The sequence below is a fragment of the Pseudoalteromonas sp. SR41-4 genome, from assembly GCF_014163985.1.
GTDB lineage: Bacteria > Pseudomonadota > Gammaproteobacteria > Enterobacterales > Alteromonadaceae > Pseudoalteromonas > Pseudoalteromonas rhizosphaerae.
This window is the reverse complement of record NZ_JACJEI010000016.1, coordinates 1-26,283: the sequence shown is the minus strand read 5'-3', so window position 1 is coordinate 26,283 and position 26,283 is coordinate 1. Positions and strand designations below refer to the sequence as shown.

The window sequence follows — 26,283 nt, the reverse complement described above, 5'->3', positions numbered from 1 at the left end:
TAGGTGCTAGGGTGTATTCGAAGCTCGTCGCTCGAAGCCCGTGGCATTTGTTCTTCTCATTCACTTCTCTTTGTGCAAAAGTCTTTTAGTGATTTATTCACCACAGAGAGCACCGAGCTCACAGAGGAAAAACCAATAGGTAATAGTTATTAACTTTACTTTTGTCTTCTCGGTGTAGCAAAGCGCCTCGGTGGGCTCGGTGGTTAAATAGTGTGTCTGTGTAAATGTAAAAACAGTCGCGAGGTAAACTCGCTGCTACCAATGCGTAGGTGCGGGTTTACCCCGCGCAATTAAAATTTATTCACAAAGAGGATAAGAGGCGCTGCGCTTTAGAGGAAAATAGGAAAATAGGAAAATAGGAAAATAGGGAAGTGACTAGCTGCTAGGTGAACTTACAGCCCGCAGCTCGTTACCCGTAGCCCGTGGCTTTCTCTTCTCGGTGGTGAAATTGGTTTGTCTATGGAAATGTAAAAACAGTCGCGAGGTAAACTCGCTGCTACCGGCGCAAAACAATGAAAGTGCTTTGCTGTTATTCTACTTGGAAATCTATTAGCATCTGACTATGCATTTATTTACAGGCCATTATGAATATAAACTATGAAAATAAACTCTTTTGGTGTTGTTAGTACCGCTATCCAGCGACCAAGTACGCATTTTGATGAGCGCCCACTAGGTGAGGAAATATCTTTATTAGTGATTCATAATATTTCCTTGCCAGCAGGGCAGTTTGCCACGCCGTTTGTGGATGATTTGTTTATGGGATGTATTGATTGCCAAGCACACCCTAGCTTTGCTGATTTAAAGGGGTTGAGAGTTTCAGCACATTGTTTTATCAAACGCAGCGGTGAAATAGTTCAGTATGTGCCTTTTAGTAAACGTGCTTGGCATGCTGGGCAGTCTGAGTTTTTAGGACGTAGTCAGTGTAATGATTTTAGTATTGGTATTGAGCTTGAAGGTACAGATACAACGGCGTATACCCAAAATCAATATAATGCATTACAATCCTTAACTAAGACATTGATATATAAATACCCAGCTATCACTCGCGAGCGTATTGTTGGCCATTGTCACATTGCATCAGGGCGAAAAACAGACCCTGGAGACAGTTTTGATTGGAATCATTATTTTGCTGCTATATTTTAACTAGCGCCAATTTGGAAAGAGAAAAGTATGATCTTAATTTCTATAATAATAGCTCTGATATTAGAGCGTTTAGGTGCCCGATCTGATTATTGGCAAATAAGCTATTACGCGCAAGGCTATTTAACACGTTCAAAAAAACAGCTTGGCGAGCAAGGTCTATTCAATTCGCCTGCAGGATTTATTATTTGGCTGTGTTTGCCGGTATTACTTGTGGCGGTTATTTTTACCTTATCTGATTTTGTATTATGGCAGTTAGCCATTAATGTGGCTGTGCTGCTGGTTTGCTTTGGCTGTGCTAAACAACGTGCTTTATATAAGTCCTATTTAAATGCGCTAACCCGTGATGATCAGCAAGCGGCAACCTTATATGCACTGCAAATGGGGCAAAAGAAAACGGAAGAGCAAAAAGGTGGCGAAACTTTTGGACAAACGTTGGCTTGGGTAAACTTTCGTTTTTATTGTGCAGTTATTTTTTGGTTTGTAATATTAGGCGTACCTGGCGCGACCTTGTATGCATTAGTACGTACTTTTGCTGATTTAGTGCAGGACGACCATAAAGTTGTGTATGCCAAACGATTTAAACTTATTCATTCATTATTATTTTGGCTTGATTGGTTACCAGCCAGAATCGCCAGCTTTGGTTATCTAGTAATAGGTAACTTTAATAAAGGCACCAGTTGCTGGCTGCATTATGCACTCGATTTTACAGTGAGTAACCGTAAAGTGGTTACTAATACCGCGCTTGCCGCAGAGCAAATAGAACAGCAACATTTTGGTTGCGCGTATGAAGCAACTTGTATGATGAAGCTTGTAAAACGAAATGTGTTATTTTACTTGGTGTTGATTGCCTTGCTAACGTTGTTTGGCGGGTTAGCGTAAATAAACAGGTGCTAGGTTTTAGGGAAGTTATTGTTAAAACCTAAAACCTAGGACCTAAAACTTAAAACCTCATCTCCCAATCATCTGGTCAGACCATTGTGTTTTTTTATAAAATTCCTTCCTAAACACTGGCTTTATCTCATACTGTTTGATCTTTGTGCAAAATACGTTAGGGTGTTTTTTAAGGTGCGTCGCAGCGAAATTGACAGCAAACTTGCTTTTTGATAACGTATGGCTCAAATTTGGTATGACCAATTTACCTTTTGGTCTAGTCTCTGGGCACAAACTTGGATTTTTCAGGTTACATTTCCACTACAATGCGGACGTTGATTAATGTCTTTAAAGATTAAAGCAGCAAAACTATCGGATGTTATTTTACAGCAACTTGAGAACATGATTCTTGAGGGCTCATTAGCACCGGGTGAGAAACTGCCGCCAGAGCGTGAATTAGCCAAACAATTTGAAGTGTCTCGCCCTTCATTACGTGAAGCCATTCAAAAGCTAGAGGCAAAAGGCTTAGTAACGCGACGTCAAGGTGGCGGGACGTTTGTAAAAAATCAGCTAGAAGAAGGGCTCACTGATCCGTTATTTGACTTGATCAGTAAACATCCTGAATCACAGTTTGATTTATTAGAGTTTCGTCATGCTCTCGAAGGGATTGCAGCTTATTATGCTGCGCTTCGTGGTACTAGCACTGACTTTGCTAAAGTTAAGCAAAGCTTTGAATGCATTGCATTGGCTCATGATGATTTACTACAAAAAGCCAAAGCAATTAACGCGTTTCACTTTAGTGTGGCAGAAGCCTCGCATAATGTGGTGTTACTGCATTTAGTGCGCGGTATGCGGGCATTGCTTGAGCAAAATGTTTTACAAAATTTAACGGTATTGTTAGAGAAGCCGCATATTAGTTCGCGCTTAGCTGAGCACCGCCGTTTATTGATGGATGCAGTGATTGAAGGGAATCCAGAGCAGGCGCGACTTGCCAGTAATGCTCACTTAGCTTTCATTGAAGAAGCGTTATTGGAAGCAGGTAAAGAGCATTCACGAATTGAGCGTAGTTTAAGACGCACAAAGCAAAATTAAGTAACAAAAAACTAAGTTAAAGATAAATAATTTAAGCAAGTGCTGTATATGGCAACACGATTACCACAGTGCTAATTAAGAACATTCGTATTTTAAACATAAGGAAACCTCCATATGTCTGAAGTCAATAAAATTGACGTAGACGCGCTAGAAACACAAGAGTGGTTACAAGCTCTTGAATCAGTTGTGCGTGAAGAAGGTGTTGAACGTGCTCAGTTTTTACTTGAGCAAGTATTAGAGCAAGCCCGTTTAGACGGTGTTGATATGCCAACAGGTATCAACACAAACTACGTTAATACGATCCCGGTAGATCAAGAACCTGCTTACCCAGGAGACGTAAACCTTGAGCGCCGTATTCGTTCTATTATTCGTTGGAACGCAATCATGATTGTATTGCGTGCTTCGAAAAAAGACCTCGACCTAGGCGGCCATATGGCGTCTTACCAGTCATCAGCGGCGTTTTATGAAGTATGTTTTAACCATTTCTTCAAAGCCCCAAATGATGTAGACGGCGGTGACTTAGTTTATTATCAAGGTCATATTTCTCCGGGTATTTATGCACGTGCATTTGTTGAAGGTCGTTTATCTGCTGCGCAGCTTGATAACTTCCGTCAAGAAGTTGATGGCGAAGGTTTACCATCTTACCCACACCCTAAATTAATGCCTGAATTCTGGCAGTTCCCTACGGTATCTATGGGTCTTGGTCCTATCGCATCTATTTACCAAGCGCGCTTCTTAAAGTACCTAGATGGTCGTGGTTTAAAAGACACTAAAAACCAACGTGTATACGCGTTTTTAGGCGATGGCGAAATGGATGAGCCAGAATCGCGTGGCGCTATTTCTTTTGCTGCCCGTGAAAAACTAGACAACCTTTGTTACTTAATTAACTGTAACTTACAGCGCCTAGATGGCCCAGTAATGGGTAATGGTAAAATCATTCAAGAGCTTGAAGGTCTATTCAAAGGCGCTGGCTGGAATGTGATCAAGCTAGTGTGGGGCAGCGGCTGGGATATCCTACTAGCTAAAGACACCACAGGTAAGTTATTGCAATTGATGAACGAAACAGTCGATGGCGATTACCAAACTTATAAAGCTAAAAATGGCGCGTACGTACGTGAGCATTTCTTTGGTCGTTACCCTGAGACAGCAGCACTTGTTGCTGATATGACAGATGACGAAATCTTCGCGCTTAAGCGTGGTGGTCATGAACCATCAAAATTATTCGCTGCATTCAAAAAAGCAGAAGAGACCAAAGGTCGCCCAACAGTTATCCTAGCTAAAACTGTAAAAGGTTACGGCATGGGTGAAGCGGCTGAAGGTAAGAATATTGCTCACCAAGTGAAAAAAATGGACATGTCACACGTTGCCCATTTACGTTCACGTTTAGGTCTTGATGATTTAGTATCTGAAGAGCAACTTGCAGAACTTCCTTATTTAACACTTGAAGAAGGTTCGGCTGAGCACAAGTACTTACATGCTCGCCGTGATGCACTTAAAGGTTATACGCCAAAACGTATTCCTAACTTTACTGAAAAGTTAGTACTGCCAGAAGTAGAAGCATTTAAGCCATTACTTGAAGAGCAAAAGCGTGATATCTCTACCACTATGGGCTTTGTTCGTGCACTTAATATCTTATTGAAAGATAAAGGTATTGGTAAAAACATCGTACCAATTATTGCCGATGAAGCGCGTACGTTTGGTATGGAAGGTTTATTCCGTCAAATCGGTATTTATAACCCGCATGGCCAAAACTATACGCCGCAAGACCGTGATATCGTTTCTTACTACAAAGAAGCAACATCGGGTCAAGTATTGCAAGAAGGTATCAACGAGTTAGGTGCAATGTCATCGTGGGTTGCTGCGGCAACATCATACAGCACTAACGATTTACCAATGATCCCATTCTATATCTACTATTCAATGTTCGGTTTCCAACGTGTTGGCGACATGGCATGGATGGCGGGTGACCAACAAGCACGTGGTTTCTTATTAGGTGCTACTGCTGGTCGTACAACATTAAACGGTGAAGGTCTGCAGCACGAAGATGGTCACAGCCATATTCTTGCTAACACAGTACCTAACTGTATCTCTTACGATCCAACATACGCTTACGAAGTAGCGGTTATTGTTCAAGATGGTATTCGTCGTATGTACGGTGAAGATCAAGAAAATATTTACTACTACCTAACGCTTATGAACGAAAACTATGCACAACCTGCTATGCCAGAAGGTGCTGAAGAAGGTATTCGTAAAGGTATCTACAAGCTAGAAAGCTACGCAGGCAAAAAAGCCAACGTACAGCTATTAAGCTCAGGTACTATCATGACTGAAGTGCGTAAAGCAGCCGCGATTTTAAGTGATGATTACGGTATTGCATCTGATGTGTATTCAGTAACGTCGTTCAACGAATTAACTCGTGAAGGGCAAGATGTTGAGCGTTTTAATATGCTTAACCCTGAAAGCGAACAGAAGACTGCCTACATCACCAGTGTATTAAATGACTCAGTGACTGTTGCCGCAACGGATTACATGAAAAACTACGCAGAACAAGCGCGTTCATTCATTCCAAGCAGCAACTACAAAGTATTAGGTACCGATGGTTACGGTCGTTCTGATAGCCGTGAAAACCTTCGTCGTCACTTTGAAGTTAACGCCAGCTACGTAGTAGTTGCGACGTTATCTGAACTTGCTAAACGTGGTGAAGTTGAGAAGTCAGTTGTGGTTGAAGCACTTAAAAAGTTTAACATCGACACTAACAAACTTAATCCACTGTACGCATAAGAGGTTTGCAATGAGTATTGAAATTAAAGTACCAGATATCGGTGGCGATGAAGTCGAAGTAACCGAAATTCTAGTGAGCGTTGGTGACAAAGTTGACGTTGACCAATCATTACTAACTGTCGAGGGTGATAAAGCCTCAATGGAAGTACCTGCGGCACAAGCCGGTACTGTAAAAGAAATCAAAGTAAACGTGGGCGACACGGTTACTACGGGTTCTTTAGTATTCTTGTTTGAAGGTGAAGAGCAAGCATCTAGCGAAGCGCCTGCAGAACCAGCAAAATCTGAAGCTGCAGCACCTGCTGCGTCTTCAGGTTCAACAACTAAAGAAGTCACCGTACCAGATATCGGCGATGATGAAGTTGAAGTAACGGAAATCATGGTTGCTGTTGGCGACACCGTTGAAGAAGAACAATCTATCTTAAACGTTGAAGGCGACAAAGCGGCAATGGAAGTACCAGCGCCGTTTGCAGGTACAGTTAAAGAAATTAAAGTTGCCGCTGGCGATAAAGTAAAAACAGGCTCTTTAGTGTTTGTTTTTGAAGTGGCTGGTAGTGAGCCTGCAGCTGCGAAAGCAGAAACAGCGCCAGCTCAAGAGTCTGCGCCGGCACAAAGTTCAGCGCCAAGCAGTAAAGAAGTAAACGTGCCTGATATCGGCGGTGATGAGGTTGAAGTCACTGAAGTGATGGTTGCAGTAGGCGATAAGGTTACTGAAGATCAGTCAATCTTAAACGTTGAAGGCGACAAAGCGGCAATGGAAGTACCAGCACCGTTTGCCGGTACTGTTAAAGAGATTAAAGTTGCTGCGGGCGATAAAGTATCGACCGGTTCACTTATCTTTGTATTTGAAGTGCAAGGCAGTGCACCTGCAGCTACCGCTGAAAAAGCGGCTTCTGAATCTGCACCAGCAGCGAAAGCAGAATCAGCTCCAGCTGCACAAGCAGCGCCTGCAAAAGCGAGCAATGAAAGTTTTGAAAACAATAGTGCGTATGCTCATGCATCGCCAGTTGTTCGCCGCTTAGCCCGTGAGTTTGGTATTAACCTTGCGAACGTAAAAGGCTCAGGTCGTAAAAATCGCGTTGTGAAAGAAGACGTGCAAGACTATGTGAAGAACTTAGTTAAGCAAGTTGAATCAGGCCAATTAGCGACAGCTTCTGGCAATACTGGTGGTAGTGAACTTGGTTTAATTCCATGGCCAAAAGTTGATTTTGCTAAATTTGGTGAAATCGAAGAGAAAAAACTATCTCGTATTCAAAAGCTATCGGGTAAAAACTTACACCGTAACTGGGTGCAAATCCCGCATGTTACGCAGTTTGATGAAGCTGATATCACAACTCTTGAAGAGTTCCGTAAAGAGCAAAATGCCCTTAGCGAGAAGAAAAAGCTAGGTGTTAAAATCACCCCGCTGGTATTTGTAATGAAAGCAGCAGCGAAAGCACTTGCTGAGTTCCCTACATTTAACTCATCACTATCTAACGACGGTGAAAGCTTAATTCTTAAGAAGTACATCAATATCGGTGTTGCAGTTGATACGCCAAACGGTTTGGTTGTGCCAGTATTTAAAGATGTTGATAAGAAAGGCATCATTGAATTATCGCGTGAATTAATGGAAGTATCTGTTAAAGCGCGTGACGGCAAACTTACCTCTTCTGATATGCAAGGTGGTTGTTTTACAATTTCAAGCCTTGGTGGTATTGGCGGTACAGCCTTTACGCCAATCGTAAATGCCCCAGAAGTTGCTATTTTAGGTGTCTCTAAGTCTGAAATTAAACCTAAGTGGAATGGCAAAGAGTTTGAACCAAAACTAATGGTTCCACTTTCTATGTCTTACGACCATAGGGTGATTGACGGTGCACTAGCTGCACGCTTTACTGTAACTTTAGCAAGTTACATGAGCGATATTCGCCAATTAGTAATGTAAGCAATTGCTGCATGTAGCGAAATAAATAGAATCAAATCCCAGCCAGTTGTTTTTTGCTGGGATTTTTACCATTTGCAATGATACAATCTTTGTATATCTTGCATAAATTTTTGATCTGCTCTCCCTTTCTGCCTTGCAGAAACATGGCAGTTAAACTTTAGGGCAGTGTCCCGTTCAAACAATTAAGGTAAAAGCATGAGCAACGAATTAAAAACTCAAGTTGTTGTACTAGGCGGTGGTCCTGGTGGTTATTCTGCGGCTTTCCGTGCTGCTGACTTGGGCTTAGAAGTAACAGTAGTAGAATCTCGCGACACATTAGGCGGTGTATGTCTTAATGTTGGTTGTATTCCTTCGAAAGCACTTTTACACGTAGCTAAAGTAATTGATGATGCAGCAGAAATGTCATCTCATGGTGTTACTTTTGGCGCACCACAAATTGATTTAGATAAAATTCGTTCGTGGAAAGAGTCAGTTGTTAGCCAACTTACTGGTGGCCTAGACGGCATGGCTAAAATGCGTAAAGTTAAAGTGGTTTACGGTTACGGTAAATTCACAGGTAGCAACACGCTTGATGTTGAAGGCGCTGACGGTAAAACAACAATTACTTTTGATAACGCTATCATTGCTGCTGGTTCTAAACCTGTAAACTTACCTTTCATTCCTGAAGATGACCGCGTAATTGATTCAACCGGTGCACTAGAGCTTAAAGACATCCCTGAAAAGCTATTAGTATTAGGTGGTGGTATTATTGGTCTTGAAATGGGTACTGTGTATCGCGCACTAGGTTCTGCAATCGACGTGGTTGAATTTGCTGACCAACTAGTACCAGCTGCTGATAAAGACATCATCAAGATTTACCAAAAATACGTAAGTGATAAATTTAACGTTATGCTGTCAACTAAAGTTGTTGGCGTAGAAGCGAAAGATGATGGCTTATACGTTACATTTGAAGGTAAAAACGCACCAGCTGAACCAGTACGTTATGACAAAGTATTAGTTGCTGTTGGTCGTACACCAAACGGTAACTTATTAGATGCTGACAAAGCGGGTGTTAATGTTGATGAGCGTGGCTTCATTAATGTTGATAAGCAACTTAAAACTAACGTTGACCACATCTTCGCGATTGGTGACTTAGTTGGTCAACCTATGCTTGCGCACAAAGCGGTTCATGAAGGTCACGTTGCTGCTGAAGTTATCTCAGGTCAAAAACATTACTTTGATCCGAAATGTATTCCTTCAATTGCCTATACTGATCCAGAAATCGCTTGGGTTGGCGTAACTGAGAAAGAAGCAAAAGAGCAAGGCTTAAGCATTGAAACAGCTGTATTCCCATGGGCTGCATCAGGTCGTGCAATTGCATCTTCTCGTACTGAAGGTTCTACTAAACTGATCTTTGATAAAGAAAGTGGCCGTATTATCGGTGGTGCTATGATTGGTATTAACGCAGGTGAAATGCTGGGCGAAATCGGTCTAGGTATCGAAATGGGCGCTGACGGTGAAGATTTAGCATTAACTATTCATGCTCACCCAACATTGAACGAATCAATCGGCCTTGCAGCTGAAATATTTGAAGGTTCAATCACTGATTTACCAAACAAAAAAGCAGTTAAAAAGAAGAAGTAAGTTCTTTTAGTTAATTGTTTAAAAACCCAAGCCTCGGTTTGGGTTTTTTGTTTTTAATGGTCATAAGTTGATTAATATGACCCTTTAAAATTTACGGCTTATTGCTAAGTCCTGTTTACCTCGCTCCCACCCCTTTATGCTCAGCTTGCGCAAGTTGTATATATTTACGCTCGACTAGTTGTGATAGCGGCACGAGTTCAAAACCTTGTTGTTCAAGTTCGGGTAGCATGCGCTGTAAGAATTCAATGGTTTCAGGGTAAGGGTGGGCAATCGCGATGGCGAAGTTATAACGTTCGGCTTTATACTTTAGTTCGTTGAGGCGAAATTGTAACTGTTTCTCATTGGGAATATTATCTAAAAACACATGGCGGCCGACATTTTCAACGCCATATAAGTTGGCAACATTTTGCGCTTGGCTTAAGCCTGTAGTGCGGCTATCTAAAAAGTACAGGTTGCGCTTTTTCAGCACTTCCATAGTCCATTTCATGGGCAGGCTTTCTTGAGTAAGTGCTGAGCCCATATGATTATTTACACCTTTGACCTGCGGTAAGGTTGCAAGCGCATTGCCGAGGGTGATTTGTAATTGTTCTTTACTCATATTGCTGGTGAGTGCGCCGGGGCCAAGTGCTTTGCTGCTGTCGAGTGCTTGCATGGGAATATGCAGCAGTAATTCTTTATTCGACTTACTGGCTAGGCGCGCAAAAACTTGCGAATACGGGGTATGAGGCAAAATCGAGAACGATATTTTACCTGGTAAATTTAGGATTTCGAGGTCGCGTTGATGATTGCCAATATCATCAATCACAATCGCTATTTGCTTATTTGCGGCAAGCGTAGGCAAGCTAAAAAAAAGCCAGAACAACCAAGTTAATTTTTTCACGTTTATAATTTTTATTATCTTTTTTATAGTGAGCTAAAAGCTTTATTTCATAGTTAATAGCTGCTGTGCTTTTAATAACAGTGGATCAGCTGAGTCTTTGCGTGACCATGGCCGATCGTCATTTCCTTGTTCGTTTTTTATTATAACTACTTTATCAATTTGCGAAAGGGTTGATTGATTAATCGCCACATCGGGGGTTACTCCAATCCCCTCAATAGATTGACCCGATGGGGTAAAGTACTTTGCAGTGGTTAATTTTAGTGCTGTATTACCATTGCCTAATGGGATCAAAGATTGCACCGATCCTTTGCCAAATGATTGGCTGCCAATTAGTGTGGCACGGTGATTGTCTTTAAGTGCAGCGGCTAAAATCTCTGCTGCTGAGGCCGAGTTTTCATTAATAAGTACGACGATTGGCGCACCATTTAAAATATCACCTTTTTTGGCGCGAAAGTGCTGGTTTGCATCATAAAAGCGACCTTTGGTGGTGACTATGGTGCCACTTTGTAAAAATAGATCCGATACCGCTACAGCACTTTGTAATGTGCCGCCTGGATTGTCGCGTAAATCGAGCACTAAGCCTGTAAGTGGATTACCGTAATGGCTTTGCAGTGCTGTTATTTGCCGCGCAACATCATGCAAGGTGTGATTGGTAAAGCTATTTATTGCCAAATAACCAATACCAAACTCTGATAATGAACTGGTGACACTCTCTAAGTTAATTTCTGATCTAGTCAGGGTAAAATAAATGGCTTGTGGTGAATTACTTCGTTCAACCGTTAAGGTAACCGTTGCTGTGTCACTAGCTTTAATCATTTGCGCAACTTGATTGATGTCTTTATGTGCGACTGTTTGCTGATTAACGGCAAGTAGCACATCATTTATTTGTACTCCGGCAATGGCTGCGGGAGAGTCTTTAATTGTGTTTACAATAATAATTTTTTGTTGTTGCTGTTTTATTTCAATCCCAAGGCCTGTGTAGCGGCCATTAGTGCTGCTAAATAGCGCTTCTAACTCGTGTTCATTAAGGTACTTAGAGTAAGGGTCTAGCTGTGCGAGCAGGGCTTCAAATTGTTGACTGCTTTCAAAGCTTTGTTGCAAAGCTAAGTCTTCAACATAATAGGCATGGATATTAAAGAGGATTTCGTTTTTTTGTTGGCTTTTTAAATCGCCCACCGAGGTCACTGCAAAGCTATTAAAACTCAGGCACAAAAAAACGCTAACGAGTAATAAATAGCTTATTAGGATGCGATTAAAAGCAGAGTATTGTAACTGCTGTATTTGTAATTGTGTATTTAGCATCAGCTGCTCCCAGTGGGGTGCAGCTGTTTAATCAATTAAATGCGTCTGCACCATGTTACAGGATTTACTGCGCGTCCTTTGTGGCGTATTTCAAAGTATAGACCAGAATTTGCTTGTCCGCCGCTTTGACCAACTAAAGCGATAATATCGCCTTGGCGTACTATATCACCTACGTCTTTTAGTAAGGTTTGAGTATGGCCGTATAAACTCATAAAGCCTTCACCGTGGTCAATAACAATAACCCAGCCGTAGCCTTTTAACCAATCCGCAAACACGACTTGACCGTTGTGGACGCTATGCACATTATTGCCTTCATTAGCGCCAATTAATACGCCTTTCCAGTCAATACCACCGTGCTTATGTTGGCCGAAGCTGTGCTCAATTTTACCTTTTGTTGGCCAGTTTAATTTACCTTTACTGGCTGATAGGCCCAGTAACTCAACCTTTTTAGTTTTTTCTTTTTCAAGTTCTTGCAAGGTAGCTACTAGGGTTTTTTCATTATCTTTTAAGTAATCAATTGAGTTTTTGGTTGAGCTAAGCTTGGTTTTTAATTCACTGATGTTGGCTTTTCGTTGTTGTTGCGCTGCAATGAGTGCTTGATGACGATTGGCTTGCTCTTTATGGAGCACAACTAAGTGTTGTTTGGTTTTTTCAAGTTCGGTTTGTACATCCGCTATTTCAATCAGGAGTGCTTTTAGCTCATCAATTTGCTCAATGCGCGCTTTGTTGAGGTAATTATAATAACTTAATGTGCGTTCAACCTGTGCGGTATTTTCTTGATTCAATAGCATTTTAGAGTAGTCATGTCCGCCAGACATATAGGCACTTTTAATTTGTGCGGCGAGTGCATGTTGCTGCTCTAGGCGTTTTTCCTCAAGTGCTTCAGCTTGCTGCTGTTGCTGTTGTTGTTGTTTTTCAGTATCGCGAATTGATTGCTCGGCAATATTTAGTGCCTTAGCGTTTTTTGCGATCTCGAGTTCGTGCTGTTGCAGGTTCTTTTGCGATTTTTCGATGTCTTTACGCTGGGCGGCAAGTTCAGCTTGGCTTTGCTTTAACGCCGTTTGGATTTCGCTGAGATCTTTTTTAGTACGATCTTCATTAGCGACGGCAGGCGCCGTCACTAATAAAGTGAGTATTAACGCAGTAACAACGAGCGTACTAAAAATTAATGGGTTAATACTTTTATTCATGGTTTATTTCAATGTCATGATTGGTGTGCCAGTCATCTCGCTTGGTTGTTCCATGCCCATTAAGTGCAACATGGTTGGCGCAACATCACTGAGCGCTTTGCCTTCGCTTGGTGTTGCATCACGACCAACATAAATGAAATGAACAGGTTCACTGGTGTGTGCGGTATGCGCTTGGCCAGTTTTAAGGTTAGCCATTTGTTCAGCATTACCGTGATCAGCTGTAATTAATGCTTCACCACCAAATTCTTCAAGGGCAGCAACAACACGACCAATACAATGATCGACTGCTTCACAGGCTTTTACTGCGGCTTCAAATACACCTGAGTGACCGACCATATCGCCATTTGGATAGTTACAAATAATTGCATCGTATTTACCGCTTTTAATCGCTTCGACGAGTTTATCAGTGAGCATTTCTGAATTCATTTCAGGTTGTAAATCGTAGGTCGCAACTTGTGGTGATGGGATCAGCTCGCGGGTTTCACCTTCAAATTCATCTTCACGTCCGCCACTGAAGAAAAACGTCACATGTGCATATTTTTCAGTTTCAGAAATACGTAGCTGTGTTTTATGGTGTTTTTCAAACCATTCACCCAATACATTAGTCAAAGGGACTGTGGCAAAGGCTGCTGGTGCGTCGATGTCTGCTGCGTATTCGGTCAACATAACAAAGCCGCTTAGTGCGGGGGCTTTTTTCTTGGCGAAACCGTCAAAGTCTTTATCAACAAATGCGCGGGTCATTTCACGAGCACGGTCGGCTCTAAAGTTTAAGAAAATAACCGTATCACCGTCATTAATTTGTACTGCGTCTTGGCCTTGTGCTGCTATGGTAGTTGCAGCAACAAACTCATCGTTTTCATCACGTTCGTAAGCCGCAGCTAATGCATCAACACCATTTTCGTAGCTATGTTGTGCGATCCCACTGACCATTAGATCATAAGCTTGCTCTACTCGGTTCCAGCGATTATCGCGGTCCATTGCATAGTAGCGGCCAATGATTGATGCTAAGCGACCACAATGTAATTTGCTAAATAGCGCTTCAATACGTTCAATTGACGTTTTTGCGCTACGTGGTGGAGTGTCTCGGCCATCTAAAAATGCATGAAAGTACACTTCTTTAGCGCCGCGCGCTGCAGCTAATTCAATTGCAGCTACAATATGGTCTTCATGACTATGCACACCACCTGGGCTTAATAAGCCCATTAAATGCACTGCTTTAGCAGCATTCACAGCTTTATCAATGTTTTCAACTAGTGTTGGGTTATGCGCAAACTCACCGTCATTTATTGCTTTAGTGATGCGGGTGAAATCTTGATAAACCACACGGCCAGCACCTAAGTTGACATGGCCTACTTCTGAGTTGCCCATTTGCCCATCAGGAAGACCAACATCTAAACCAGAGGCTGAAATTAGGGTGTGCGGGCGAGTTGCCCAAAGTTCGTCTAAAACAGGGGTGTTTGCCGCTAAAATTGCGTTGCTTTGGGTATCTTCACGGTATCCCCAACCATCTAAAATCATGAGTACGAGAGGTTTTTTATGTTGTGTCATTTTTGTTCCTGAAAATTAGCTCCTGCTTAGCCTTAGCATACCGTGTTTTGTGGTTATGATCAGCAATCAAAAGGGCATATTAAAATATTTCACTCTCTGGTAATTTCTAATCAAGCACGTATACTTGCGTGGCTAGGGCATTACCCTTACGTTTAACCCCAGTGCTAAAGGCGCGGGACAATTTTCATAGTGGAAGACGCATGGATCAATATATTGAATTTGTCGGTAATCATCCGATATTAAGTTTAGCTTGGGTTGCTTTAGTAGCACTCATCGTGGGCGGCTGGTTTAAAAGTAAGTTTTCAGCAATTCGTCAAATAAATCCGCAACAATTAACATTATTAATTAACCGTGAAGACGGTGTCGTTGTAGATATACGCGCACAAAAAGAATTTAATAATGGCCGTATTGCAGGCGCTGAGCACCTTAGCTCTGAAAAAGCGAAACAATCTGACTTCTCAAGCCTTGAAAAGTCTAAGAGTAAACCCATTATATTGGTATGTACCACAGGCATGACAGCCTCAGGTATCGCAACTGCTATGCATAAAGCTGGTTTTGAATCAGTTTATGTTTTATCTGGTGGTATGGGTGCATGGCAAAGTGCTGGTCTACCAACGACAACAGGTCGCTAATTAAGTTAGTTAGGCCGATAGAGGAATTGTTATGAGTAATGTTGTTCTTTACACCAAAGCGTATTGCCCTTTTTGTCAGCGTGCTTTAGCGTTGCTAACAAATAAAGGTGTGCAATTTACAAATATCGACATTGGTGTACAGCCTGAATTACGTGATGAAATGATTGCCAAAGCAGGTGGCGCGAGCACAGTACCGCAAATTTTTATTAATGATGAGCATATCGGCGGTTGTGACGACATGATGGCGATTGAAGCCCAAGGCAAACTTGACGCTAAGTTAAACGCTTAAGCATTTATTATAAAAACGATTAAAAGTTAGGAATTATCATGAACGAAGAAAACCAGAACGTAGCAGCACAAGAAGAAACTGGCGCACAATTTACGATCCAACGTATTTACACAAAAGACGTGTCTTTTGAAACGCCTAATTCACCTGCTATTTTCCAAAAAGAATGGACACCAGAAGTTAAGCTTGACCTTGATACACGTTCTAATAAATTAGACGAAGGCGTGTTTGAAGTAGTATTAGCACTGACTGTTACTGCTTCTATCGGTGAAGAAACGGCTTTTTTATGTGAAATTCAACAAGCGGGTATTTTCACTATCGCTGAAGTTGAAGAAGTACAACTTGCACACATGCTTGGCGCATTCTGCCCGAACGTATTGTTCCCGTACGCACGTGAAGCGGTATCTAACTTAGTTAACCGTGGTACATTCCCACAGCTTAACCTTGCACCTGTGAACTTTGATGCGTTATTCGCTCAATACATGCAGCAACGTGCAGCGCAAGCTGAACAGGCAACTGCAGACGCATAACTTATGAGTACAGCCAATTCAGCTGTTACTGTATTAGGGGCGGGGTCTTATGGCACCGCCCTTGCTATTTGTTTAGCCCGAAACGGTCACCAAGTGACACTTTGGGGTCGCAATAGCGATGACGTTGCCACGCTTGCAGCTGAGCGGAAAAATCAACGTTACCTGCCCGATGTCACTTTTCCTGACACTTTACACCTTGAAGCCGACTTACACACCGCAGTAACTGCAAGCCAAGTGATTTTGGTTGTTGTACCAAGTCATGCATTTGGCGATACGCTACAGCAAATTAAGCCTTCATTACTTGAAGGGGCACAAGTTGCATGGGCAACCAAAGGGCTTGAACCAGATACAGGCCGACTTTTGCAAGAAGTTGCCCAGCAAGAATTAGGTGATGATGTGCCACTGGCAGTCGTATCAGGCCCTACATTTGCTAAAGAAATGGCGATGGGTTTACCTACTGCTATTTCAGTGTCGTCAACATCAACAGCCTTTGCAAAACAGTTAGCTGAACTATTGCATTGTGGTCGCTCATTTAGGGTCTATAACAATAATGATTTTATTGGTATTCAGCTCGGTGGCGCGGTTAAAAATGTGATTGCGATTGGCGCTGGTATGTCTGACGGCTTTGGTTTTGGTGCTAATGCGCGGACAGCATTGATCACCCGTGGTTTAGCTGAGTTATGCCGGTTAGGCTGCGCGCTTGGTGCTAAGTCAGAAACCTTTATGGGCATGGCTGGGCTGGGAGATTTGATTCTAACGTGCACCGATAATCAGTCTCGTAACCGTCGTTTTGGTTTAGCACTGGGTAAAGGTGAAAGGGTAGAGCAGGCGATAGCATCAATTGGTCAAGTGGTCGAAGGTTATCGCAACACCAAAGAAGTCTATTTACTTGCACAACGTACTGGTATTGAAATGCCGATCACTGAGCAAATCTATCAGGTACTTTATGAAAATAAAGACGTGAAAGAAGCCGCGATGGCTTTATTAGGTCGCGAGCAAAAATCAGAGTAATAGTGCCTTGTAGCTGCCAGCGTTTATGGGATTGTATAAACGCTGGCAGTTAATCTAATAACTAACATGGTACTTAGTCATTCATCAAATTAGATTGTTTTCTCAGGTTGTTTTTTTCGAGATAAGCAGCTACTTTTTCAGCACAAAGCGGGCGACTATAATAATAGCCTTGCATCGTATTACAGCCCATAACATGCAACATATAAGCCTGCTCTTTAGTTTCAACCCCTTCGGCAACAACATCGATATGTAAGTATTTAGCGAGGCGAATAATTGTCGCGGTAATATTACGATCCTGCTCACTATCGACAATATCTTTTATGAAAGAGCGATCAATTTTTAAAGTATCAATTGGAAAACGTTTTAGATAGCCCAATGATGAATGACCAGTACCAAAGTCATCTAGCGCAATGGTAAATCCAAGTGCTTTTAAGCGATTCATTTGCTGTTGGGCAAATTCAGGGTTGTCCATCATGGCACTTTCAGTTATTTCTAACTCAACACAGCGCGCAGGTACGTCGTAGTTTGTTAAACACTCAGTGAGGGTTTCGACTAAACTACTTTGCTGAAAGTGCAGAGCTGAAACATTAATAGCTACTTTGCCAAAACTCACCCCTTCATTACGCCATAACTCTAGTTGCTTAAATAGCTGCTTCATTAGCAATAAAGTGAGAGGAATAATTGCGCCATTTTGTTCTGCAAGAGGGATAAATTCAACAGGACTAATTATACTGCCATCAACTTGTGGCCAACGGACTAAAGCTTCAAAACCATGTACTTGATCTTTATCTGCGTTATATTTTACTTGGTAAAATAATTGAAAATCCTGATGTTCGATAGCCCGAAAAAGTGCACTTTCTTTACTAAGCTCATTAGTATCAATCGTGTGTTTAGATTTATCAAAAAATTGATAATTATTGTGACCCATCTTTTTGGCGTGATTAAGCGCACTGTTGGCGCTGCGCATCAGCGCTTCGCTGTTATAACCATTTTCTGGGTACCCAGCGATGCCACAACAGGCAGAAATAAAGCTCTCTATACCATCAAGCATAAACGGTGTTTGGAATTGTTTAAGAATATTATCGGCCAGTTTTTTGGCGAAAAAGACGGTCTTACCTGAATATAAATATGGCGGTACAAGTACAGCAAATTCATCTCCCCCTAAGCGGGCCAAGGTATAACCAGAATCAAGGTTTCGAGTGAGTCTGCCCGCAACTTCTTTTAATAGTTCATCACCGATTGCGTGACCAAGGGATTCGTTAATTTTATTAAAATTGTCTAAATCTATAAAAATAATCAGTAAATTAGGGAAGTTGTTATTACAGCTGGCAATTGCCTTATTTACAGATTCAATAAAAATAGTGCGATTGGATAGCCCAGTGACAGAATCTCGAGTGGTTAATTTAAGCATCGCACGTTCATTATTCTTACGTGCAGTTACATCTGAAAATAACCCAATATAATGCGCGCTACTAGTACGTAGGTTAGGGGTTTTTACTTTCGTTATCGATAAATCTAAGGCATAGGGTTGCCCGTCTTTACGCACATTCCAAATTTCACCAGACCAATAACCATCAACCTCTAGATCATTATAAATGAGGCTTTCTAATTTTTTATCGCGGCCGTTTACAGTAAAGGCTTTTGGTTTTTTACCCACTACATCAGCAAGAGTAAAGCCACAAATAGTTGTAAATGCTTGGTTTATGTTCGTTATTTGAAACTGTTCATTGGCGATCCAAATGGCATCTTTTGATTGCGTCATTAACGCGTTGACCAAATTATGTTTAGCACCACTTTTTAATCTATAAACAATTAACAGCAGTAAAATAGCGAAAATAGCCGCTAAAATGAGATAATTGATCCAATGAGGGAAAGTAAAAGCAGTTTGTTTAATCATTAACACTAGCGGTTCGCTGTTTACTTGATTAAGGTTTTTAACTTCAAGATAAATATTGTTTTCACTACTTGCCAGTGACAGCATAGTTTGAGTCGGCGGCAGTGCTAGCCAATCGCCATTGGGATCAAGCCGGTAATTTAGCCGCATAGGCAAGAGGCTATTACTGCTAAACCAAACAGAAACCCCTTTTAGCGGTTGGCTGGTATTTACTGCGTTGGTTGCTAAGTGGTAATAGTCTTGGCTTTTATCTTTGTAGTGCAAAGTCAAATGACTGACTAAAAAAGAGCTGCTTTGAGGTGGTGCTTGTTTTGAATGTACTTCTAATAAAGTATTACCTGTTGGTGCAAACAACATTATTTTATCACGATAGCTAACGCTAAAGAGTGAACTCGGAAGTTGCTCATAACTTATAGAATCATCAATATAAGCGGCAATACTATGAGTGGCATTTTCAACCCATAGGTTAGTGCTGGGTTTGTAGAGTTTTATCGCTTGAGAATCAACTATCCACAAAGCATTTTGTGGTGCTTCGTAAATGGCTGTGGTGTTAAACGTACTTACTTTATCAAAATTTATCTCAAGTGTTATTTGCTGAGAATTTTCAGGTACTTGCCATTGGCTCAGCCATAAGCCGTTACTTGTTGCAAGCCAAAGCCTTGAAGAGTTGCGTTGATAATAAATAGCGTTGATCTGCCCGAGGGCTTCAGTTTCAAGCACAAGGGCGGTGAGCTGTTGTTTAGCAATATAAAATAATTGCTCACCATTACTTGCTAGATATTGCTCGTCATTAAGGGATGTTAAAGCATTAATGTTATTAATTGGTAGTGTTTGGTTTTGTTGCTGCGTCGCAAAATCATATTTTATTAATTGCTTTTTGGTTGCTACCCACAGTGTTGTTGGGGCGGTTGAATACAGGGCAGTAACTTGATCCTTTTTTAATAAATCAAAAGTGAGGTTGCGGGCACTGTATAAATATAAACCAGTGTCGGTTGCAACAGCCCATTTATCTTCGCGCAGATAAGAGATGGTAATAATTTTTTTATGTTGTGTAAAATTATCTAACTGTTCCAACATGTCAAAGTATTGCTGCATACGCGGAGCAGGATTATCGGTGATAGGGGTTGTGATAATTTGCATTGCAGGGAGCTTTAGCCAGCTTTTAGTGGCAGTTTGCAGCCACAGTTGTTGGTTGTTTTGTTTAATTGATAAAAAGCGTGCAGGAGCACTATAAAATAAAGGATTAGTGTTTTTGGTCGTTAAATCATGTTTATAAGCGCGATTTTTATGCAAATAATAAAGCTGATCATCAAAGTAATTTAGTTGTTGAACATGCGCATGCTGGAGTTTTATTTCTTGCATAGAGTGCGCGTTGTTAAACAGGTAATGTTGGTCGTTATTGGTATTGATAAGGATCGCTGCTGAGGTTTGACTTGGACTCAATTGCGCGATAGGCGCGGGGACGATAAGCTGAGCTGTAATTGCATTACTTGCTAAATCAAAGTGACTAACTAAATTACTACCTGAATGTAGCCATAGGCTGTTGTTAAATCCCAATGCGAGTTCGACGATCTGCTCTGAAAAGGCGAATGGAGAATAGATTTTTTCGTCTTTTATAGTGTGGATCTGACCTTGGTACAGAAAGTAAAAGCCGAGCTCGGTGGTTAATATCGGCTGTTTTAGCGGTGTTGCTGTTAGTTGAATTAACTGGTTGTTAATTAAGTTTATTAAACTCAGCCCTTGCTCAGTGTTAATTAATAACCAGGATTTATAAGTAGCTACTTGTAAAATGGCTTGATTCGCAAATGATGAAAAAGGTGGTGCTTGGCCACTAAAAAGATGCACCGAGTCGTAATTAAACAGCCCTTTATTGGTAGCGAGCCAAAACGCATTACTTGGGTCTTGAGTAAAGTCATTAATGGCGGGTAGCGAAAGTTCATTCGCATTTAATTCAGCTACACTCGCGTTTGCATTTACAATAGATAACATGCTAATAAAACAGCATATTTGAAGGAAAAAACGCATTACAATCCATTGAATCAGTTTAAAAAGAACTTATTTAGAATAGTGTAGGAATAGAAATAATGCGAATCCACTCGAAGCAAATTTATTGCTATATGTAGTGCTAAATTATAATGGTGATTATAAAACAAGGCGCCCAACGATATAGGCGCATTTTAATATAATTTACTGCGCGTTAGGAAAGCCTAACTGACGCCATGATTCATAAACAAAAACAGCCACTGCGTTAGATAAGTTCATGCTTCTACTGTTAGCTTGCATAGGAATACGCACACGTTGTTCATTAGGTAGTGATTGAATTAAATCATCTGGTAAGCCACGTGTTTCTGGGCCAAACACTAAACAATCACCTGCTTCATAACTCGCTTGATGGTGAAATTGACTGCCTTTAGTGGTACATGCATATACTTTTTTAGGTTGGCATTTTTCTAAGTAAGCTGCAAATGACGGATGGCGTTGCACATGGCTAAATTCATGGTAATCAAGGCCAGCTCTTTTCACGCGCTTATCGTCCCACTCAAAGCCCAAAGGCTCGATTAAATGCAAAGCATAGCCCGTATTTGCACACAGGCGAATAATATTCCCTGTGTTAGGTGGAATTTCAGGTTGGTATAAAACGATATCAAGCATAACGAGCCTTATTGGTGATCTACATTTTGACGTTCGAGAGTATACACGAAACAGATAAAAAAAATGATATACTCATTTTAAGTAAACACTTTAAGCATAGGCAAAAACGTGCATCAGCGCAGTTATGAGTTTTGGGTAAAAACAGCAAGTGTGGTCACTATGGTGATGGTGAGTTTAATGATTGCTGCTAAATGTTGGGCATGGCTTGCGTCTGGCTCTGCCTCTATGCTCGGATCACTCACCGATTCTTTGATGGATATTACCGCTTCAGCAATGAGTTTTATGGTGCTCTTTTATGCACTGCGCCCAGCTGATGACGATCATCGTTTTGGCCATGGTAAAGCCGAAGCCTTGGCGGGTTTAGGGCAAGCGGCATTTATTGCAGGCTCTGGTTGTTTATTGGCGTTTCATGGTATAGAGCGATTATTTAATCCTGTGGTACTAAGTCATTCAATGCTCGGGGTATGGGTTAGTCTATTTGCGATTGCTTGCACCTTAGTGGTGGTTTATGTACAAACTCAAGTCATTAAGCATACCGAGTCCATTGCAGTTAAAGCAGACTCTGTGCATTACAAAGGCGATATAATTTTAAATGCAGCAGTACTGCTGGCAATATTGCTTGCGCAAAATGACATGCTGTACGCGGATCCTATTTTTGCCATTGGTGTTGCAGGTTATTTGCTTTATAACAGTTGGGATATTGCTAGGCAAAGCGCTGACCATTTAATGGATAAAGAGCTACCTGAGGACGAAAAAGCCAGTATCATATCAATCGCTAACAGTCATAACGATGTATTTGGCGTACATGACGTACGCACGCGACAAGGTGGTAAAGTTAAGTTTATTCAAATGCATTTAGAGCTTGAAGATCAACTCCCCTTGATCCGTGCTCATTATGTAGCGGATGAAGTAGTGGCGATGATCCAACAAGAATTTAATTGTGAAATGGATATTTTGATTCATCAAGATCCAATGTCATTGAGTAATAGCCGCGCTCAAGTTAATGAATCACAAAACTGATAAAAACGGCTAAGCACAGCTTTGCGAATGGTGTCTTGTTCAAATAGTAACTCGTGCTTAGCATTCGCAAATGTTTGTAAAATAGCATTACTTTGACGGTGAACTAAGGCTAATTGGGCTTGGTTATCAACCACAGTATCATTCTCAGCACTGGCTACAAAAAGTGGAATCGATAGCTGTTGTTTTTCAAGAGTTGCCATAAAGCCAAAAGCTTCATTCAACCAGCCGTAAGTCACCCCGCCTAATTGTAGCGCGCTATCCGTTTGGTAGGTTTGTCTAAATAAATCATAGCGAGTTTCGCTACTGGTAAGGTCATTCTGTGCGAATTCATCAGGCAGGTAATCTGCTTGGCCAAACGCATAGTGTTTATTAAAACCAAACAAACAGGCAGCACGGGCGGCAAGTTTAGCCAGTGGTTTGGGAGTACCTTTAGTGAAAATATCAAACATGGGCGAAGACAAAAATACCCCACTGTAGTTATGTTCAAACCGGGTCAGGAAATCAAAGGCAATCGCGCCGCCCATTGAATGCCCTAGGATGACTTTTTTGCCTTGGTAGAGTTTACTGACAATTAGACGGTCAAACAGTGCTAAATCATCAGCATAATCACTAAATTTATTAACAAAACCTTTATGAGGATTGGCTAAAGCGCGATAAGAACGGCCTTGTCCTTGATGATCAATAATAAACACCGCATAGTTATTTTTATATAACTCCCAGATTAGCTCTTGGTATTTATCTAATCCTTCAATACGTCCAGAGCAAATAACAATAGCGGCTTTGGCATGCTCAGGTATCACATAGCCATAATATAAATCGCCATTATCGGTAGTCAGCTGCGCTTTGTGCAACTGCTGCTGAAAAAACTGCGTTATCTCAGGTTGTTGGGTAAGTAAGTTTTGCTCTGTGCTGTAAAACATAATGGCCATGATTATTTTTGTTTATCCAGAGGTAAGGCGATACGCACACATAACCCGCTTGGTTGTTTATTATGCAGCGTTAAACTGCCAGAATGGGCGACAATTGCATTTTTAGCAATCGCTAAGCCAAGTCCTGTGCCGCCGCTAGTTCTGTCTCGTGCATCAGATTGGCGGAAAAAAGGCTCACATAATTTGCCTAAATTTTGCGGTTCGACGCCCGGCCCATCATCACTGATCTCTATATAAATAGCATCACTTAAACTCAATGTTAGGGTGATTGTTTGCTCTGCATATTTTATTGCGTTGCGTAAAACATTCTCTAGTGCACTGGCAATGAGGCTCTCGTCACAATAAATATCAACATTGAGTTGGCCATTAATAATTAATTGCTTATTAGTCTGTTTAGCTTCAAATTGTGCATCATTCAAAACATGATCAATAATGATCTGTAAGGATTGTTGATGCAGCGATAGCGCCTGACTTTTCGCCTCTAAGCGCGATACTTGCAGCACATCAGCGATCATTTTATCGAGCTGATTTGCTTCTTTTTCAATGCGTAATAAATAGGTTTGGTTTTCTTCTGGGGTCTGCATTTGCGCAAGACCCGTAGCCATTTTAAGGCGAGTTAGGGGGGAACGCAACTCGTGAGATATATCAGCCAATAAGCGCTTTTGTGCAGAAATCAGTTGCTCTAACTGACTTGCCATACTATTAAAGTCGCGGCCAAGTACGCCCAGTTCATCTTGCCTGTTTGGATCAATTTCAGCGCGCGCGGTTAAATCGCCGTCAGAGAGCTTAATTGCAGCTTGCTTTAAGTGATTAATAGGTGCAATTAGGTTACGACTAAATATAAAACTTAAAGTTAATGAAGCCAGTAAAGCAATGATCACTTTTAGCCAAATCGGCATCAGCTTTAACCGTATAAAAAAAGGTGGTTGATGATTCTCATCAATTTCGTATAGGTAAAATTGCCCCTCAGGAAGGTTTATTTTTATCGGTCCGAATGCTTGATAATACTCGGTAAAAATAATTTGTGGCGGCATGTTTTTAGTGAAATTAAGTAAACTTAAATCAATCTCACTTGATGGTACTCTGCTACTGAGCGAGTGATCTGGCTGATCTGAATTTAAATATAGTAACTTTTGTTTTGCAAGCCGCGGATGAGTTAAAATTTCGGCAATCGATTTATTATGTTTGACTACCATACGCTCGATGCCTTTGGCCGTGTATTGCAAGTTTTTCTGCATGGGCCCTTGTAAGTTCTCATAACTGACTTGATTGGTCGCAATGTTACTTAAAAACACCAATGCAGTTATGGTGCCTATTACTGTTAGCCAAAACCACACAAAAATTTTGAAAAATAAAAAGTGCTGAGGATGTTTTAGCCAAGAAAACCGAGTTTTATTACTCCCCTTGGATAAAGACATAACCAGTCCCTCGCATGGTTTTTATTCGTTCTGCATTGTTGAACTCGGCAATTTTTTTACGAATATTACTCACATGCATATCAATTGAGCGATCAAAAGAGGCTAGGCGTCTACCGAGCACCTCTTCACTTATTTGCTCTTTACTGACCACTTCACCTGCATGTTTAACCAGTAAGGCAAGTACTTCATATTCAGTACCGGTTAGGCTTAGCGGGTGTTCATCTACATACGCTTCGCGGGCAGCTAAATTTATAACAATATTATTAACGGTTAACTTATTACTGCTGGTATTTGCTAGGCTAGTAATATGTTCAATACGACGAGTAATCGCTTTAACCCGTGCGAGTAATTCACGATGATTAAATGGTTTAGGAATGTAATCATCAGCGCCTAGTTCAAGACCAAAAATACGGTCAAAGTCTTCACCTTTGGCGGTTAGCATGATCACCGGCGTTAATTTTGTTTGCCTAAGCTGTTTTAATACTTCAAAGCCATCTAGTTTCGGTAACATAACATCGAGTAAAATTAATGCGTATTCTTGCTCAAGCGCTTGTTTTAAGCCTTGTTCGCCATCATGGGCACATTCTATTTGAAAACCTTGCGCAGTTAAGTACTCTGAGAGTAACTCACATAAACCGGTATCATCATCAATCATTAATAGCTTCATTATTTGCTCACCTTAACCACGCTGGAATAACTTCATTTTACGCCTTAACGCACTTAAAAGTGAACCTTTACACAACCTTTACATTGCTTTGCGTTGCTTTGCACTTGGTTAGTTATAGTGAACATAACAACTGAACAGACACTAAGTTACAAGCAACTCAAAGGTAATGATTATGACTATTTCAAGTAAAGTTTCTAAACTAGTATTAATTTGTGGATTAGCGACAGCAACATTAGGCACTGGCGCCGTAATAGCAAAAGAGGGCATGGATCATAAACCAGGCCATTCTCAACAGCATAAACAAGCGCGCTTTTTACTCTCTGAGCGTGGCGTTAAAAAGCTTGATTTAACTGAGCAACAACAAACTCAGTTAAAAAGCATTTTTGATGCGCAAAAAGCACAATTTAAAGCGCTACGTGGCAACGATAAACAGGCCATGAAGCAAGAGCGTGCTGCCCATAAGGCACAAATGCAAGCATTGTTAGATATGCCAGCCTTTGATGAAGCCGCAGCAAAAGAGTTATTAGCGCAGCGCCAAACCAAAGGCGAGCAATTTGGCTTAATTAACCTAAAAACGCAGCATCAAGTATGGCAAGTATTAAATGCTGAACAACGTGAAAAGTACCAAGAAATTAAAAAACACATGCGTAAAAAAGGTGACAAAAAACGCAGCCGTGACGAACAAACGGCAGGCTAAGTAATTACCAAAATTACTAAAGCGAAAAAAGAAGCGCGGGAGAGATCCCGCGCTTTTCTTTTTTAACGAGCCATATAGCAGATGTATGGACTCCTCCCCATTAACGGGAGAGTACGGTATAAAGAAACTGCAGAGAATCTTTTACCAAATTAGGAGTCCATACATGGCACATTGTAATTTAGTTGCTATTGATTTAGCAA

Annotated in this window: 21 protein-coding genes; 12 read left to right on the top strand and 9 right to left on the bottom strand. The window is 41.2% G+C overall.

What is annotated here, in order from left to right; translation table 11 throughout:
- Positions 1-597: 597 nt before the first annotated feature.
- The 6 genes from ampD (at position 598) to lpdA (ending at position 9,427) form a co-directional block, all read left to right on the top strand.
- Positions 598-1,143 carry a 1,6-anhydro-N-acetylmuramyl-L-alanine amidase AmpD gene (ampD, locus tag H5180_RS13690; RefSeq protein WP_182718484.1) on the top strand — a complete coding sequence of 182 codons (546 nt, stop codon included), beginning with the start codon at positions 598-600 and terminating at the stop codon, positions 1,141-1,143.
- 27 nt (positions 1,144-1,170) lie between these two features.
- Positions 1,171-2,022, top strand: coding sequence for a beta-lactamase regulator AmpE (ampE, locus tag H5180_RS13685; protein ID WP_182731559.1), 852 nt, complete (start codon positions 1,171-1,173; stop codon positions 2,020-2,022).
- Positions 2,023-2,355: 333 nt separating this feature from the next.
- Positions 2,356-3,105 carry a pyruvate dehydrogenase complex transcriptional repressor PdhR gene (pdhR, locus tag H5180_RS13680; RefSeq protein WP_145235214.1) on the top strand — a complete coding sequence of 250 codons (750 nt, stop codon included), beginning with the start codon at positions 2,356-2,358 and terminating at the stop codon, positions 3,103-3,105.
- A gap of 114 nt (positions 3,106-3,219) precedes the next feature.
- The gene (gene aceE / locus H5180_RS13675; RefSeq protein WP_182731558.1) at positions 3,220-5,886 is read left to right on the top strand and encodes a pyruvate dehydrogenase (acetyl-transferring), homodimeric type; all 2,667 of its coding nucleotides are present in this window, start codon (positions 3,220-3,222) and stop codon (positions 5,884-5,886) included.
- 10 nt (positions 5,887-5,896) lie between these two features.
- On the top strand, positions 5,897-7,804 hold the full coding sequence (gene aceF, locus H5180_RS13670; protein WP_149981339.1) for a pyruvate dehydrogenase complex dihydrolipoyllysine-residue acetyltransferase: 1,908 nt from the start codon (positions 5,897-5,899) through the stop codon (positions 7,802-7,804).
- 195 nt (positions 7,805-7,999) lie between these two features.
- Positions 8,000-9,427: a dihydrolipoyl dehydrogenase gene (gene lpdA, locus H5180_RS13665; protein ID WP_145235220.1), complete on the top strand. Its 1,428-nt coding sequence runs from the start codon at positions 8,000-8,002 to the stop codon at positions 9,425-9,427.
- A gap of 115 nt (positions 9,428-9,542) precedes the next feature.
- Here the strand turns inward: lpdA and H5180_RS13660 are convergent, their stop codons facing one another.
- From H5180_RS13660 to gpmM, 4 genes are read right to left on the bottom strand one after another with little or no spacing between them, the layout of a single operon-like run.
- Entirely contained in the window at positions 9,543-10,307 is a 765-nt protein-coding gene (locus H5180_RS13660; protein ID WP_182731556.1) for a divergent polysaccharide deacetylase family protein, read from the bottom strand.
- Positions 10,308-10,349: 42 nt separating this feature from the next.
- Positions 10,350-11,609: a S41 family peptidase gene (locus H5180_RS13655; protein WP_182731555.1), complete on the bottom strand. Its 1,260-nt coding sequence runs from the start codon at positions 11,607-11,609 to the stop codon at positions 10,350-10,352.
- A 35-nt stretch (positions 11,610-11,644) separates the two neighbouring features.
- Complete coding sequence (locus H5180_RS13650) at positions 11,645-12,799, bottom strand: murein hydrolase activator EnvC (RefSeq protein ID WP_182731554.1); 1,155 nt, start codon at positions 12,797-12,799, stop codon at positions 11,645-11,647.
- 3 nt (positions 12,800-12,802) lie between these two features.
- Positions 12,803-14,347, bottom strand: coding sequence for a 2,3-bisphosphoglycerate-independent phosphoglycerate mutase (gpmM, locus tag H5180_RS13645; RefSeq protein WP_145235229.1), 1,545 nt, complete (start codon positions 14,345-14,347; stop codon positions 12,803-12,805).
- Between the two features lie 200 nt (positions 14,348-14,547).
- On the opposite strand from gpmM, the gene H5180_RS13640 reads away from it, so the two are divergent.
- From H5180_RS13640 to gpsA, 4 genes are read left to right on the top strand one after another with little or no spacing between them, the layout of a single operon-like run.
- Positions 14,548-14,979, top strand: coding sequence for a rhodanese-like domain-containing protein (locus tag H5180_RS13640; RefSeq protein WP_145235231.1), 432 nt, complete (start codon positions 14,548-14,550; stop codon positions 14,977-14,979).
- A 31-nt stretch (positions 14,980-15,010) separates the two neighbouring features.
- Complete coding sequence (gene grxC, locus H5180_RS13635; RefSeq protein ID WP_145235234.1) at positions 15,011-15,268, top strand: glutaredoxin 3; 258 nt, start codon at positions 15,011-15,013, stop codon at positions 15,266-15,268.
- Between the two features lie 38 nt (positions 15,269-15,306).
- Entirely contained in the window at positions 15,307-15,795 is a 489-nt protein-coding gene (secB, locus tag H5180_RS13630; protein ID WP_145235236.1) for a protein-export chaperone SecB, read from the top strand.
- Between the two features lie 3 nt (positions 15,796-15,798).
- Positions 15,799-16,806: an NAD(P)H-dependent glycerol-3-phosphate dehydrogenase gene (gpsA, locus tag H5180_RS13625; RefSeq protein WP_182731552.1), complete on the top strand. Its 1,008-nt coding sequence runs from the start codon at positions 15,799-15,801 to the stop codon at positions 16,804-16,806.
- A gap of 73 nt (positions 16,807-16,879) precedes the next feature.
- Here the strand turns inward: gpsA and H5180_RS13620 are convergent, their stop codons facing one another.
- Complete coding sequence (locus H5180_RS13620; protein ID WP_182758395.1) at positions 16,880-20,725, bottom strand: EAL domain-containing protein; 3,846 nt, start codon at positions 20,723-20,725, stop codon at positions 16,880-16,882.
- Positions 20,726-20,887: 162 nt separating this feature from the next.
- Entirely contained in the window at positions 20,888-21,352 is a 465-nt protein-coding gene (gene trmL, locus H5180_RS13615) for a tRNA (uridine(34)/cytosine(34)/5-carboxymethylaminomethyluridine(34)-2'-O)-methyltransferase TrmL (RefSeq protein ID WP_145235242.1), read from the bottom strand.
- 108 nt (positions 21,353-21,460) lie between these two features.
- On the opposite strand from trmL, the gene H5180_RS13610 reads away from it, so the two are divergent.
- Positions 21,461-22,372 carry a cation diffusion facilitator family transporter gene (locus tag H5180_RS13610; protein WP_145235244.1) on the top strand — a complete coding sequence of 304 codons (912 nt, stop codon included), beginning with the start codon at positions 21,461-21,463 and terminating at the stop codon, positions 22,370-22,372.
- Here the strand turns inward: H5180_RS13610 and H5180_RS13605 are convergent.
- The 3 genes from H5180_RS13605 to H5180_RS13595 are packed head-to-tail and all read right to left on the bottom strand — an operon-like array spanning position 22,348 to position 25,386.
- A complete protein-coding gene (locus H5180_RS13605) occupies positions 22,348-23,292 on the bottom strand; it encodes an alpha/beta fold hydrolase (RefSeq protein WP_182758424.1) in 945 nt (314 codons plus the stop codon). The two genes, H5180_RS13610 and H5180_RS13605, sit on opposite strands and share 25 nt — an antisense overlap.
- An 11-nt stretch (positions 23,293-23,303) precedes the next feature.
- Positions 23,304-24,719: an ATP-binding protein gene (locus H5180_RS13600; protein ID WP_182758394.1), complete on the bottom strand. Its 1,416-nt coding sequence runs from the start codon at positions 24,717-24,719 to the stop codon at positions 23,304-23,306.
- Positions 24,697-25,386, bottom strand: a complete 690-nt coding sequence (locus H5180_RS13595; RefSeq protein WP_149982148.1) for a response regulator — start codon at positions 25,384-25,386, stop codon at positions 24,697-24,699. The genes H5180_RS13600 and H5180_RS13595 overlap by 23 nt, the downstream gene beginning before the upstream one ends.
- 172 nt (positions 25,387-25,558) lie before the next feature.
- Between H5180_RS13595 and H5180_RS13590 the strand changes: the two genes are divergently transcribed.
- Positions 25,559-26,083, top strand: a complete 525-nt coding sequence (locus H5180_RS13590; RefSeq protein WP_182758393.1) for a Spy/CpxP family protein refolding chaperone — start codon at positions 25,559-25,561, stop codon at positions 26,081-26,083.
- Positions 26,084-26,283: the final 200 nt, after the last annotated feature.

Excerpts from the sequence above, each read along its gene's own strand:
- ampD (WP_182718484.1), top strand. The coding sequence starts at position 598 with ATGAAAATAAACTCTTTTGGTGTTGTTAGTACCGCTATCCAGCGACCA.
- ampE (WP_182731559.1), top strand. The coding sequence starts at position 1,171 with ATGATCTTAATTTCTATAATAATAGCTCTGATATTAGAGCGTTTAGGT.
- pdhR (WP_145235214.1), top strand. The coding sequence starts at position 2,356 with ATGTCTTTAAAGATTAAAGCAGCAAAACTATCGGATGTTATTTTACAG.
- aceE (WP_182731558.1), top strand. The coding sequence starts at position 3,220 with ATGTCTGAAGTCAATAAAATTGACGTAGACGCGCTAGAAACACAAGAG.
- aceF (WP_149981339.1), top strand. The coding sequence starts at position 5,897 with ATGAGTATTGAAATTAAAGTACCAGATATCGGTGGCGATGAAGTCGAA.
- lpdA (WP_145235220.1), top strand. The coding sequence starts at position 8,000 with ATGAGCAACGAATTAAAAACTCAAGTTGTTGTACTAGGCGGTGGTCCT.
- H5180_RS13655 (WP_182731555.1), bottom strand. The coding sequence starts at position 11,609 with ATGCTAAATACACAATTACAAATACAGCAGTTACAATACTCTGCTTTT.
- H5180_RS13650 (WP_182731554.1), bottom strand. The coding sequence starts at position 12,799 with ATGAATAAAAGTATTAACCCATTAATTTTTAGTACGCTCGTTGTTACT.
- gpmM (WP_145235229.1), bottom strand. The coding sequence starts at position 14,347 with ATGACACAACATAAAAAACCTCTCGTACTCATGATTTTAGATGGTTGG.
- H5180_RS13640 (WP_145235231.1), top strand. The coding sequence starts at position 14,548 with ATGGATCAATATATTGAATTTGTCGGTAATCATCCGATATTAAGTTTA.
- grxC (WP_145235234.1), top strand. The coding sequence starts at position 15,011 with ATGAGTAATGTTGTTCTTTACACCAAAGCGTATTGCCCTTTTTGTCAG.
- secB (WP_145235236.1), top strand. The coding sequence starts at position 15,307 with ATGAACGAAGAAAACCAGAACGTAGCAGCACAAGAAGAAACTGGCGCA.
- gpsA (WP_182731552.1), top strand. The coding sequence starts at position 15,799 with ATGAGTACAGCCAATTCAGCTGTTACTGTATTAGGGGCGGGGTCTTAT.
- H5180_RS13620 (WP_182758395.1), bottom strand. The coding sequence starts at position 20,725 with ATGCGTTTTTTCCTTCAAATATGCTGTTTTATTAGCATGTTATCTATT.
- trmL (WP_145235242.1), bottom strand. The coding sequence starts at position 21,352 with ATGCTTGATATCGTTTTATACCAACCTGAAATTCCACCTAACACAGGG.
- H5180_RS13605 (WP_182758424.1), bottom strand. The coding sequence starts at position 23,292 with ATGTTTTACAGCACAGAGCAAAACTTACTTACCCAACAACCTGAGATA.
- H5180_RS13600 (WP_182758394.1), bottom strand. The coding sequence starts at position 24,719 with ATGTCTTTATCCAAGGGGAGTAATAAAACTCGGTTTTCTTGGCTAAAA.
- H5180_RS13595 (WP_149982148.1), bottom strand. The coding sequence starts at position 25,386 with ATGAAGCTATTAATGATTGATGATGATACCGGTTTATGTGAGTTACTC.
- H5180_RS13590 (WP_182758393.1), top strand. The coding sequence starts at position 25,559 with ATGACTATTTCAAGTAAAGTTTCTAAACTAGTATTAATTTGTGGATTA.